Genomic DNA, 12433 nt, shown 5'->3' on the forward strand with positions numbered 1-12433 from the left:
CTCCCCGCCCCTGGTCGAACTGCGCGACGTCACGAAGGCCTACGCCGAAGGCGACACCACGCGCGAGGTGCTCTCCGGCGTGCGGCTCTCCCTGCGCCGAGGCGAGTTCGTGGTGCTGCTGGGGCGCAGCGGCTCGGGCAAGTCCACGCTGCTCAACCTCATCAGCGGCATCGACCTGCCCAGCCAGGGCGAGGTCCGCGTGGATGGCCGCGACCTGGGACGGCTGAACGAGCGCGAGCGCACGCTGCTGCGGCGCGAGCGCATCGGCTTCATCTTCCAGGCCTTCAACCTGCTCCCCACGCTGACGGTGGAGGAGAACGTGCGGCTGCCGCTGGAGCTCAACGGCCATGGCGGCGCGGAGGCCAGCGCGCGGGCGCGGGTGTTGCTCGAACAGGTGGGGCTCGGCACGCGCGCCAACAGCTTTCCGGACCGGCTGTCCGGCGGAGAGCAGCAGCGCGTCGCGGTGGCCCGCGCGCTGGCGCATGAGCCGCCGCTGCTGCTGGCGGACGAGCCCACCGGCAACCTCGACGAGGCGACGGGACGGCAGGTCCTGGACCTGCTGGAGGCGCTGACCCGGAAGGGCAACACCTGCGCGCTCGTCGTCACCCACGAGCCCGGCCTGGTGGCCCGCGCCCACCGCGTCCTGACGATGGAAGGCGGCCGGTTGGTGGAGGTGGAGCACACGCCCACCCGCGTGATGAAGGAGGCCCTGTGAAGGGGCTGCTGGTCCGCTCCAGCCTGCGCCACCTGGGCCGCCACCCGTGGCTGACGGCCCTGTCGCTGCTGGGCATCGCGCTGGGCGTGGCGGTGGTGGTGTCCATCGACCTGGCCAGCGGCAGCGCCCTGCGCGCCTTCGAGCGCTCCACGGACGCGGTGGCCGGACGCGCCACGCACCAGCTCGTGGGCGGCTCCACGGGCGTGCCGGAGGCGGTGTACCAGGCGCTGCGCGTGCGCCCCGGCGCCCCCGTGGCCGCGCCCGTGGTGGAGGGCTACGTCCAGGCGGCGGTGGGCGACAAGCGCACGCTCACCGTGCTGGGCGTGGACCCCTTCGTGGAAGGGCCGTTCCGCGACTACGCCCGGGGCGAGGCGGTGGGCAACGTGAGCGCGCTGCTCACCGAGCCGGGCGCGGTGATGCTGAGCGCCCGCGCCGCGCGCGCCCTGGGCCTGTCCACTGGCGACGCGCTGCCGGTGCGCCTGGAAGGACTGGAGAAGCCGCTGCGCGTGGTGGGACTGCTGGAGCCCGCGGACGAGGACACGGCGCGGGCCCTGGAGGCGCTGGTGCTCACCGACGTGTCCACCGCGCAGGAGCTGCTGGGGCACACCGGCCGGCTGACGCGCGTGGACCTGCGGCTGACCGGCGGCGACGCGCAGGCGCAGGCGCTGGCGGCCACGCTGCCACAAGGCCTGGAGCTGGTGCGCGCCGCCGCGAGGGCAGGCACGGTGGAGCAGATGACGCGGGCCTTCCGCACCAACCTCACCGCGCTGTCGCTGCTGGCGCTCGTGGTGGGGATGTTCCTCATCTACAACACCATGACGTTCTCCGTGGTGCAGCGGCGCGGCCTCTTGGGCCGCCTGCGCGCGGTGGGCATCACCCGCCGCGAGCTCTTCGCGCTGGTGCTGGGCGAGGCGGCCGTGCTGGGCGCGGCGGGGACGGTGGCGGGGCTGCTACTGGGTGTGCTGCTGGCGCGAGGGCTGGTGGAGCTCGTCACCCAGACGCTCAATGACTTGTACTTCGTGGTGAGCGTGCGGCGGCTGGCGCTGGAGCCCTTCACCCTGTTCAAGGGCCTGGCGCTGGGGCTGGGCGCGACGCTGCTGGCGGCGCTGGTGCCCGCGTGGGAGGCCGCGCGCTCGCCCCCGGTGACGACGATGCGCAGGTCCACGCTGGAGGACGTGTCGCGCGGACGGGCGCCCCGGCTGGCGCTGCTGGGCCTCGGGGTGCTGGCCGCGGGCGCCGTGCTGCTGCGGTGGCCGACCCAGGCGCTGCTGCCCGCTTACGGGGGACTCTTCTCGGTGCTGCTGGGCGCGGCGCTGCTGGTGCCCTGGGCCACGCAGACGGTGTCCTCGCTGGCGGCGCGGCCGCTGGGCCTGGCCTTTGGCCTGCTGGGGCGCATGGCCGCGCGCGGCGTACACACCAGCCTCAGCCGCACGTCCGTGGCGCTGGCGGCGCTGATGGTGGCGGTGGCCACCACGGTGGGCGTGGGCCTCATGGTGTCCAGCTTCCGGGGCACGGTGGTGTCGTGGCTGGACACCTCGCTCCAGGCGGACGTGTTCATCTCGCCGCCATCGCTCGTGGCGCGGCGCGGAGGCGCGACGCTGCTCCCCGGCCTGGCGGAGACGCTGCGCGACACGCCGGGCGTCGCGGGCAGCAGCACCCTTCGCGTGGCGAACGTGCGCGTGGACGGCGTGCCCACGGACCTGATGGCCGTCGACTTCTCGCGCACGCCGGTGCGGCCCTACACCTTCAAGCAGGGAGACGCGGAGACGGCGTGGCGCGAGCTGGAGTCCTCGCCCGACACGATTCTCGTCTCGGAGCCCTTCGGCTTCCACCGCGACGTGGGCCAGGGGGACACCGTGCGACTGGCGACGGACCAGGGGCCCCGCGACTTCCGCGTGGTGGGCGTGTACTTCGACTACGGCTCCGACGTGGGCACGCTGCTGATGCCACGCACCACCTACGAGCGCTGGTTCGACGACCGGGGCATCAGCGGCGTGGCGCTGTACGCGGCGCCCGGCCAGGACGTGGACGCGCTGGTGGCCTCGGTGCGCGAGCGCGCCGGAGACACCCAGGCGCTGCTGGTGCGCGCCAACCGCTCGCTACGACAGGCGTCCCTGGACGTCTTCGACCGCACCTTCACGATTACGCAGGTGCTGCGGCTGCTCGCCATCGGCGTGGCCTTCGTGGGCGTGCTGAGCGCGCTGATGGCGCTGCAACTGGAGCGGGCGCGCGAGTTCGCCGTGCTGCGCGCCACCGGCCTGACGCCGGAGCAACTCTGGGGGCTGGTGTCGCTGCAGACAGGGCTGCTGGGGCTGCTGGCGGGGCTGTTCTCCGTGCCGCTGGGCGTGGGGCTGGCCTACGTGCTGGTGCACGTCATCAACCAGCGCTCCTTCGGCTGGACGCTGCAACTGGCCCTGACACCCCAGACGCTGGTGCAGGCCGTGGTGCTGGCGCTGGTGGCGTCGGCGCTGGCGGGCCTCTACCCCGCCTGGAAGATGGCGCGCGCCAATCCCGCGCTGGCGCTGCGGGAGGAGTGACACATGAGCAACGGCCGGGGACTCATCGTGGGGACGGCGGTGGTGCTGGTGGGACTGGCGGCGGCGGTGGTGGCGGTGACTCGCGAGCGCCCCCTGCCCGCGCTGCGCCAGGGCGGCACGCTGACGGTGGCCGGCGCCATGAGCGGCGGCACGGAGGGCTACGCGCGCGCGGTGGAGCCCCGGGACTTCCACTTCCCCCAGGACCACGGCCCGCACCCGGAGTACCGCACGGAGTGGTGGTACTGGACGGGCAACCTGGAGACCGAGGACGGGCGCGCCTTCGGCTACCAGTTCACCTTGTTCCGCAACGCGCTGGCCCCCGAGGCCGCGCCGCGTGACTCCGCCTGGGGCACAAGCCAGGTCTACATGGGTCACTTCACGGTGACGGACGTGGCCGGTGGCGGCTTCCACGCCTCGGAGCGCTTCAGCCGCGTGGCGCTGGGGCTGTCCGGCGCCGCCGCGCACCCCTTCAAGGTGTGGCTGGAGGACTGGGAGGCGGCCAGCGCGGGCCCGGCCACCTGGCCCATGCGGCTGCGCGCGCAGACGGACACCGTGGCGCTGGAGCTGCTCATGGAGCCGGGCAAGCCGCCGGTGCTCCATGGTGACCGGGGCCTGAGCCAGAAGAGCGCGGAGCGCGGCAACGCGTCCTACTATTACTCCATGACGCGCATGCCCTCGCGCGGCACGGTGCGGGTGGACGGGCGCACGTACCCGGTGACGGGCCACAGTTGGATGGACCGCGAGTGGAGCACCAGCGCGCTCGGCGCGGACCAGGTGGGCTGGGATTGGTTCTCGCTCCAGCTCTCCGACGGCAGCGAGCTGATGTACTACCAGCTCCGTCACCGGGACGGCGCGCCGGACGCGTTCAGCTCCGGCCTGTGGGTGCCCCCCGAAGGCATGGGTGAAGCGGTGCACGTCGGCCGCGACGACATGCAGCTCACGGTGCTGGACACCTGGAAGAGCCCGCGCAGTGGCGGCGAGTACCCGTCACGCTGGCGCATGCAGGTGGACTCGCTGGGCCTGGACCTCACCGTGACGCCGCGCCTGGCGGACCAGGAGCTCCCCGTCACCGTGCGCTACTGGGAGGGCACGGTGGGCCTGGAAGGGACGCGCGCGGGCCAGCCCGTCACGGGGCGCGGGTACGTGGAGCTGACGGGCTACGCGGACACGCAGGCGGCGCGGCGCAGGGAGTCCCAGGCGCGCGGCACGCCGGATGCGGAAACCCCGCGGAACATCCGGTAGCCAATCCTCGCCTCCAACCCGGGGGCATCCCGTTCGCCAACTCCAGACAGCCGGAATCGCCGAACGGCCAGGGCAAACGCTTTGCCGCCTGCCTGGATTGCCCGGTCCTCCGCTCCAGTGGCACGAAGAAGGTGTCAGGGGCCTTCACCGGCGCATGCCCGGTGAGAACGGGAGCGGACCATGCAACGGATGCGAGCAAGCTTTCTGATTCGAGGCGTGGACGGCAGGCTGCGGCACGGCAAGGCGCTCTTCTCGGGCCTGGCGTATTCCCTGAGGCACGACGGCACGCTGGACTCGCTGATGGCGGTCTCGGAAGGTGTCCTCACCGGCCCCTCCGCCGACTGGCTCCCGCTGCCCGAAGGCGGGCTGCGTGTGAACAGCGCGCTGCTGGAGCTGCCCGAGGACTACGGCCCCCGCCTCTTCCAGGGCCGGCCCTTCACGGGCGTCGCCCATGCCTTCACGCGCAACGGCTACTGCACCTCCGAGGTGGAATACGCGGGGGGCTTCGCCACCGAGGTGGCCGAGCAGCGCTGGTACGTGTCGGGGCAGCCCAAGATGCGCGTGGACGGCGGTGAGTACACGTCCTGGTTCCCCGACGGACGCCTCCAGCGACGAGGCTTGAAGGGCGAGCTCGTCTACGGCCTCAACACGCGGGACGACGGCCACCTGCGGGAGCTGGTGCTACGGGACGCGAGCTTCCTGGACATGGAGCTATTGAGCGCGCTGACGCCGGCGGAGGAGTTCCAGATGCTCGGCGGCGCGTTCGACACGGCGATGCTGCACACGCTGCGGGAGCAGACGGACATCGGCGCCGTCCCGAGACTCCGGCTGGTGCAGACCCGCGTGGGCGCGGAGGGCGTCGAAATCCTGGCCGCCTTCAAGAACCTGCGGGAGGTCTGGTTCGACGGCAACCCGGGCCTGGGACTCCAGGAGGCCCGGAAGCTCGAGCGGCTCCGGCCCGGCTGCGTGGCGCACCACGTGGACCCCGACGCGCTCCCGCCCGTGCGCAGGCCTCGCGCCCTGTCCTCCGCGGCCAGCGGACACACGGCACGGCCCCGGGGGTGAGGCGTCCAGGTTCCCCGTGAGGGCAGCGCGGGGCCCTACCGCTCCCTCTGCCTTTCCCTCCCCCCATCGAGGCTCGCCATTCAATCCCTGGCACCTTGCTTGCCTCTGGAGTCAGGACGCGAAGTGACGCGTCCAAAGACAGACTCCGGAGGCGGACCCAGGTATGAGCGGACTTGAACAGGGCAAGTGGTGGGCGGGCGTGCTCGGGCTGACGTTGCTGCTGAGCTGTCATGGCGGCGAGCAGCTCCAGTCGCCGCCGTCCACGGACGATGGGATTGGCGACGAGAACGAGCCACCACCACTCGAGCAGCCGGGAGACCCGCCGCCGGGCGAAGGCGAGGACCCGCCGCCGGTGGAGCCCGACGCGGGCACGAATGGCCCCGTGGGCGACGGCGGCGAACCCATTCCACAGGACAACGCGAGCTGGCGCTTCTGGGGCACCGCCGAGGGCGGCCCTCGCGAGGTGCTGGGTGTCACCCAGGACGAGGGCGGCAACATCTGGGTCGCGGGCGGCGAGGACGGCCTGTGCCTCCTACGTCCGGGCGCCACCGCCCTGCGCTGCTACACCCTGGCGGACGGCCTGAAGCCCTGGGCCCCGTGGAAGGGCAAGGACCCGGCGCCCGAAGCGCGCTACCTCAAGGTCCTCTCGGTGACGGGGGGCCCCGCGGACACCGTCTTCGTCGGCTACGAGGGCCGGCCCAACTGCGAGAGCGAGTTCTACAAGGCCCCCGGCGTGTTCGAGGACCCCGCCATCTTCAAGAGCGGTGACGCGGACCGCGTGGAGCTCCAGGCCGACGGGACGCTCCGCGTGGTGCACTACGACCTCCACTCGCCCGCGCACTCGGTGCCCGGCTATGGCCACCGCGAGAAGCTCTGCTCGGTGAACCGCATCGTCTGGGACAAGGCACGCAACAGCCTGTGGTTCGCGTCCAACCACGGCCTGGCGTGGGGTGAGCCCGACTACCAGGGTGGCGAGGCGTGCTCCAACGCCGAGGTCGTCGCCGCCAACGCGTGGGTCTACACGGGGGGCGAGCAGCGCCAGCGCTGCAAGTTCGGCGTCATGGAGCACATCCACCCCGCCATCGCGATGGGCGACGGCACCAGCGAGGACAGCCGGCTCGCCGGAGACGTCTGGGGCGTGGCGGTGCGGCCCGACGGCGACGTCTGGCTGGGCACGCACATCCGGACCACGCGGTTCAAGATCATGACCAACGCCGTGGGCCACGAAGGCACCGGCGCCCCATGGAACTTCGAGGCGGCGCGCAAGCAGAGCGAGGAGAAGAAGCACCGCGCCAACCGCATCGACCTGTGGCCGGACGCCGTGGCCGAGCCCCAGTACCCCACCCACGCGCAGCGCAAGGACGACCTGGTGAGCGACCTGGTGCTGATGCCGGATGGCACCGTCTGGGTGTCCAGCTTCGCGTGGGGCCTGGCGAAGCTGAACGACGCCGGGCTGGTGACGGGCTACCTGCTGGAGGGCGACGGCGACCGCAACATCTCCTCGCTGGAGTTGGACTCGCGCGACGGCAGCCTCTGGGTTGGCCACCGCTGGGGCAGGGGCCTGACGCGCCTGCACCCCGACGGACAGCTCAGCAGCCACAACCGGGAGCTCGGGGGGCTGTCCGCCCTGCCCGTCTGGGACATCCAGATGGTGGGCAGCGGTGACACCCGCAAGGTGCTGGTGGCCTTCAGCGCCCAGCGGGACGCGGCGGGCACCATCGTCCGCCCCGGCGCCATTGGCATCTACAGCGGGAAGTAGGCAGACCGCCTGGCTGCCTCCCGTGCCTGCCAGGGGCGCGGGAGGCACTTCCTCCGGCCAGGGCTGCCCCCGGCGGAGAGAAGCGTCAACTTGAGGGCACTCCGCGTTCGCGGGGCGTCTCCGCCCGGCGGGGGCTTTCAACGCATTGACGAACAGAGGAGCCACCATGTCGCTACTGGGCAACATCTTGGGGAATCGTCGCAGCTCGGGCTTCGGTGGATGGAGCCGCGGCCGGAGCAGGTATGGACGCCGGGGTTACGGCCGCGGCCGGGCGGCCTCGGGAGGCCTGCTCGGTGGCTCGCTGGGCCGCATCGCCCTGGGCGGGCTGGCCGCGTTCGGCCTCCGGAAGGTGCTCGGGAACCGGCGCGCCTCCGGCTACTAGCCGCGCCGCCGGGCAGGAAGCTCGCCTGCCCGGCCCGCCGACTGGAGTAGGGTCCCTCCCCGCTGGCATCCACCATAGGGAGGGCACACCCCATGCCGAAGGCGAAGTACGTCCTGGCCCTGGACCAGGGCACCACTGGAACGCACGTCTCCATCCTCGACACCAAGCTGCAGGTGGTGGGCCGCTCCTACAAGGAGTTCACCCAACACTTCCCCAAGCCGTCCTGGGTGGAGCACGACCTGGATGAAATCTGGGCCAGCAGTGAGTGGTGCATCGCCCGGGCGCTGAAGGACGCGGGCCTTCGCGGCAAGGACATCGCCGCCATCGGCATCACCAACCAGCGCGAGACGACGGGCCTGTGGATGCGCGGCAGCGGACAGCCGCTGTCCCACGCCATCGTCTGGCAGGACCGCCGCACCGCCGAGCAGTGCCGCCGGCTCAAGGAGCAGGGCGTGGAGCCGCGCGTGCGCGAGGTGACGGGGCTGGTGGTGGACCCGTACTTCTCCGGCACCAAGCTGACGTGGATGTTCGACCACTTGAAGGGCGCGCGCGCGAAGGCGGAGAAGGGCGACGTGTGCTTCGGCACCATCGACACCTGGCTCGTCTACAAGCTCACCGGCGGCGCGGCGCACGTCACCGACGTGTCCAACGCCAGCCGCACGCTGTTGATGGATTTGACGACGCTCCAGTGGAGCGACGAGATGCGCGCGCTGCTGTCCGTCCCGGCCGCGTGCCTGCCGCAGATTCGCGGCTCCGCGGAGGTGTACGGCACCACGCGCGGCATGCGCAGCCTGCCGGACGGCATCCCCGTGGCGGGCATGGCGGGTGACCAGCAGTCCGCGCTCTTCGGGCAGGCGTGCTTCGAGCCCGGCGAATCCAAGTGCACCTATGGCACCGGCGCCTTCCTGTTGATGAACACCGGCTCGGAGCCGGTGCGCTCGTCGGCGGGCCTGCTCACCACCGTGGCGTGGCGGCTGGGCGGCACCGGCACCACCACCTACGCGCTGGAGGGCAGCAGCTTCATCGCTGGCGCGGCGGTGCAGTGGATGCGCGACGGGCTCAAGGTCATCAAGCGCGCGCCGGACATCGAGGCGCTGGCCGCCAGCGTGAAGGACTCCGGGGACGTCGTCTTCGTGCCCGCGCTGGCGGGCCTGGGCGCGCCGCACTGGCGTCCTGAAGCGCGCGGCCTCTTCGCCGGCCTGGACCGCTCCACCACCGTGGCCCACATGGCGCGCGCGGTGCTGGAGGGCATCGCGCTGCAGATTCATGACCTGGCGGAGGCCATGCGCCGCGACAGCGGGCGGGACATCCCCGTGTTCAAGGCGGACGGCGGCGCGGCGGCCAACAACCTCCTCATGCAGTTCCAGGCGGACGTGCTGGGCGTGCCGCTGGTGCGCCCGCGCAACCTGGAGACGACCAGCCTGGGCGCGGCGTTCCTCGGCGGCCTGGGCGCCGGCATCTGGGACAGCCCGGACGCCATCCGCCGCGCGTGGAAGGCGGAGAAGACGTTCAAGCCGAAGATGAAGCCGGAGGCCCGCGAGCGGCACCTGGCCAAGTGGAAGCGGGCCGTGGAGCGCGCGTGATGCGGGCGCCCCGCCCCCTTCGGTTGCTGACGGCGCTGCTGGCGGTGGGCACGGGGGTGGGGTGCCCCATGCGCCCCTGCGAGCAGCACCCGCCAGCGCCCCTCTTCGACAGCGCGCTGGTGGGCGTGGGCCAGCCGCTGGAGCTCACCGTCCCCGGCGTCTTCAACGAGTGCGCCTCCGCGAGGGAGGACCGGGCGCAGTCCGTCACCGTGGAGGTGAGGGACCCACAGAACCGCGTGGTCCCCGCCACCGCGGAGCTGGGGGGGCATGGCTCGTCCGCCATCGTGCGCTTCACACCGGAGCAGACGGGGCGCCACCACCTCGTCGTCTCCTTCGCGCCGGTGGGCAGCGTCCGCCAGTCCTCCCTCTACGTGGTGGAGGACCACGGCGCCCAGGCCCCCCTGGCGGAGCTCTCCACCGTGGTGGAGTGCCTCGGCGTGGACCGGACGTCGTCGGGGACGTGGCTGTGCGGCAGCCGGGCGCTGCGCGCGCCGGACCAGGAACCCCAGCCCCTGGGCGACTACTTCGCCCCCGCCGTCGTGGCAGACGACGTGGTGTGGGTGACGGAGGCCGCGCAGGTGCGCCGCTATGTCGACACCGGAAGCGGGCCCCTGGCGACCTCCGCCATGGCGCCCTTCCCCGCCACGGGCGCGCCCGCCGAGGCGCCGCCCCACGCTCGGCTCGCCACCGCGAACGAGCTGCTGCTGCTGGATGACACGCGGCTGCACCGCTACGCCTTCTCGGAAGGAGCGGGGCTGCGCGCCATGGGCTCCACCCCCGTCCCCCCATCACGGCATGCCACCTTCAACGATGGCATGCCCTCGCTGCTGATACGCGCGGGCGAGCGGCTGCTGGTGGTGCGCATCGCCGAGGCGCCGCCTCCTGCGTCAATGGCCATCGAGGCCTGCCCCTTCCAGGTCGACGCCGCGGGCGCGCCGCGGCCCGTCCCGGACGAGCCCTGCCAAAGCGTCCCCGGGCTGCCCGCGGGCCACGAGGAGGGCGTGCTGTGGGCGCACGCCGGCTCAGGCCCGGAGGGCATGGCGCTGTTCCGGTACTCGGCGGCGAGCGGCCGCCTGCGCCTGGAGGGCGTCCTGGAGATGACCGCCTCCTTCCAGGCGCAGGGCGCCAGGCGGCTGCGGACGACGGGCTTCGGAGTCCCCGTGATTTCCGCGGCCACGAGCGCCTCGGCTGCCTACGCCGTGCCCCGCTGGCGCGCGGAGACGGGCACCGTCGTCCTGGAGCTGCTGCCGTCCCCTCACGAGCGCCAGCCTCCCTTCGTCAGCGGGCGCTACTTCTACCTGGAGCACTGGAACATTCTGTACGGCGTGAAAGTGTACGCGCGGCCGTCCACACCTTGACGATGGACGGCGGTGGTAGAAAGGCGGCCATGGCATCCAAACCCACGCTGCTCGCCCCCGAGGCGCTCCAGTCCTTCCTCTCGCTGCACACCGAGTGGAAGCACGAGGGCGGGATGATTCGCCGCACCTTCGAGGCCCCCACCTTCCTCGCCGGCATCGCCTTCGTGGCGCAGGTGGCGCAGGCGGCGGAGAAGGCGGACCACCACCCGGACATCGACATCCGCTGGCGCAAGGTGACGCTGGCGCTCGTCACCCACGACGCCGGGGGCCTCACCGACCGCGACACCGCGCTGGCCACCGAGGCGGACCGGCTCTTCACGGAGGCCACGCGCGCGCGGTGAGTCCTTCCAGGTCGGTGGCGCGTCCGACGGGGCGCGGTGGCGGGGGGTGGAGAGCGTTCGGGTGCGCGCTGGTGCTGGGCGCCACGCCGGCGGCATGGGCGCAGCAGACGCCCCCGCCGCTGGAGCCTCGCCCGGAGCGGCTGTACCTCAACCCCGGCGCGCTGCTGGGCTCCGCGCGCATGGTGGCGATGGGCGGCGCGTACGTGGGCATCGCCGAGGGCGCCGCGGGGCTGCCCAGCAACCTGGCCTCGCTGGCGCACCGGGGGCCGGCCTTGGAGAAGGACTGGGACCTGGGCGTCACCCTGTCCTGGCTGGATTTGCCCTTCACCGGCTCGCGCAAGCGAGACGTGGACAACGACGGACAGCCCGACGAGTCCCACGACAGCCGGCAGCTCTTGGGCGGCCTGCTGCTCCAGTACAAGCGCTTCGGCATCGGCTTCGCGATGCGCAACAGCGTGGTGTCCTACTGCGCCACGGTCGCCTGCGCGGGGCCGGGTGAGCGCATCCGCGTGTCGCTCACGCAGTCGGTGCTGGCGGGGGCCATGTCCTTTGGCCAGGACGACTTCATCCTCGCGCTGGGCATCTACGCGGCGCAAGCCTCCTTCCGGCTGGACTCCGGAGGCACGGACCTGCGCTACGGCGACACGGGCGTGGCGGTGGACATCCTGTACCGGCCCCATGGGCGCCCCTGGCGCATGGGCGTGACGGTGCGGCCCGAGGTGGTCGGTGACTGGCGGCGCGAGCAGGACCAGGTCCCGGAGCTGGCGGGCCGCACCCTCTTCGGCGCGGTGGTGTCGCCCGCCATACTGTCGGTGGGAGCGAGCTGGCGCTTCGGAGAAGGGGCCGAGCGCTACAACCGCCTGTCTCCCGCGGCGCGGCGGCAACTGCTCGTGGAAGGAGACGCGCTGCCGGTGCCGGAAGCCGAACCCCTGGAGGCGCCCGCCGGACGCTGGCTCATCAGCGCCCAGGTGGACCTCATCTCCAGCGTGGACAACGCGGTGCCCGCGCGCACCTTCGCGTCCACGGCGGACGAGGCCACCGTGGGCAAGGGCACCTCCTTCGCGCCGCGCATCGGTGTGGAGCATGACACGGTGCCGGGCATGATTCGGCTGCGGGCTGGCGCGTACGCGGAGCCCTCCCCCTTCGACAAGCGGCCCGCGCGCCCCCACGTCACCGGCGGCTTCGAGGTGTTCGTCTTCCGCTACTGGGAGGACTGGTCCGTGACGGCCTCCTTCGACCTGGCGCGCCGCTACACCAACGTGGGCTTGTCCGTGGGCTTCTGGCGCTGAGTCACCCCGGGCGCACGGCCATGGGCGGCCAGGCAGGCAGACGCCCCAGTGGGTGTTGCTGACACAGACACGCATGTCGACCCTCCGCTAGGCGGAGCGGGGGACTTCATGCATCCAGGGTGGCGGTGGGTCCGGACCGTCGTGAGCATGGCGGTGCTGGGT

10 protein-coding genes are annotated in these 12433 nt (G+C 72.5%); all 10 read left to right on the forward strand.

The annotated features are described in order from the left end of the window. On the forward strand, positions 1-715 hold a 715-nt coding region (locus HV824_RS31650; RefSeq protein ID WP_176424908.1), incomplete at its 5' end, for an ABC transporter ATP-binding protein. Continuing rightward, on the forward strand, positions 712-3252 hold the full coding sequence (locus HV824_RS31655) for an FtsX-like permease family protein (protein ID WP_176424909.1): 2541 nt from the start codon (positions 712-714) through the stop codon (positions 3250-3252). The genes HV824_RS31650 and HV824_RS31655, both read left to right, overlap by 4 nt. Positions 3253-3255: 3 nt before the next feature. Then, a complete protein-coding gene (locus HV824_RS31660) occupies positions 3256-4494 on the forward strand; it encodes a lipocalin-like domain-containing protein (RefSeq protein ID WP_176424910.1) in 1239 nt (412 codons plus the stop codon). 189 nt (positions 4495-4683) lie between these two features. After that, on the forward strand, positions 4684-5559 hold the full coding sequence (locus HV824_RS31665; RefSeq protein ID WP_255208499.1) for a hypothetical protein: 876 nt from the start codon (positions 4684-4686) through the stop codon (positions 5557-5559). A 163-nt stretch (positions 5560-5722) separates the two neighbouring features. Further along, positions 5723-7318, forward strand: coding sequence for a hypothetical protein (locus tag HV824_RS31670; RefSeq protein ID WP_176424911.1), 1596 nt, complete (start codon positions 5723-5725; stop codon positions 7316-7318). 166 nt (positions 7319-7484) lie between these two features. Further along, positions 7485-7700 carry a hypothetical protein gene (locus HV824_RS31675; RefSeq protein ID WP_176415589.1) on the forward strand — a complete coding sequence of 72 codons (216 nt, stop codon included), beginning with the start codon at positions 7485-7487 and terminating at the stop codon, positions 7698-7700. A 92-nt stretch (positions 7701-7792) separates the two neighbouring features. Then, entirely contained in the window at positions 7793-9283 is a 1491-nt protein-coding gene (gene glpK, locus HV824_RS31680) for a glycerol kinase GlpK (protein ID WP_176415588.1), read from the forward strand. Further along, positions 9283-10641, forward strand: coding sequence for a hypothetical protein (locus tag HV824_RS31685; protein ID WP_217917917.1), 1359 nt, complete (start codon positions 9283-9285; stop codon positions 10639-10641). Before glpK ends, HV824_RS31685 begins: the two co-directional genes overlap by 1 nt. 29 nt (positions 10642-10670) lie before the next feature. Further along, the gene (locus HV824_RS31690; protein ID WP_176415586.1) at positions 10671-10982 is read left to right on the forward strand and encodes a 4a-hydroxytetrahydrobiopterin dehydratase; all 312 of its coding nucleotides are present in this window, start codon (positions 10671-10673) and stop codon (positions 10980-10982) included. Then, on the forward strand, positions 10979-12271 hold the full coding sequence (locus HV824_RS31695; RefSeq protein ID WP_176415585.1) for a hypothetical protein: 1293 nt from the start codon (positions 10979-10981) through the stop codon (positions 12269-12271). The genes HV824_RS31690 and HV824_RS31695 overlap by 4 nt, the downstream gene beginning before the upstream one ends. The last annotated feature ends 162 nt before the right edge of the window (positions 12272-12433 follow it).

Origin of the sequence: Myxococcus sp. AM009 (assembly GCF_013372605.1) — a bacterium.
Classification (GTDB): Bacteria; Myxococcota; Myxococcia; order Myxococcales; family Myxococcaceae; genus Myxococcus; species Myxococcus vastator.

What these genes read in the sequence shown, in the direction of transcription:
- HV824_RS31660 (WP_176424910.1), top strand. Translation starts at nt 3,256, where the DNA reads ATGAGCAACGGCCGGGGACTCATCGTGGGGACGGCGGTGGTGCTGGTG.
- HV824_RS31665 (WP_255208499.1), top strand. Translation starts at nt 4,684, where the DNA reads ATGCGAGCAAGCTTTCTGATTCGAGGCGTGGACGGCAGGCTGCGGCAC.
- HV824_RS31670 (WP_176424911.1), top strand. Translation starts at nt 5,723, where the DNA reads ATGAGCGGACTTGAACAGGGCAAGTGGTGGGCGGGCGTGCTCGGGCTG.
- HV824_RS31675 (WP_176415589.1), top strand. Translation starts at nt 7,485, where the DNA reads ATGTCGCTACTGGGCAACATCTTGGGGAATCGTCGCAGCTCGGGCTTC.
- glpK (WP_176415588.1), top strand. Translation starts at nt 7,793, where the DNA reads ATGCCGAAGGCGAAGTACGTCCTGGCCCTGGACCAGGGCACCACTGGA.
- HV824_RS31685 (WP_217917917.1), top strand. Translation starts at nt 9,283, where the DNA reads ATGCGGGCGCCCCGCCCCCTTCGGTTGCTGACGGCGCTGCTGGCGGTG.
- HV824_RS31690 (WP_176415586.1), top strand. Translation starts at nt 10,671, where the DNA reads ATGGCATCCAAACCCACGCTGCTCGCCCCCGAGGCGCTCCAGTCCTTC.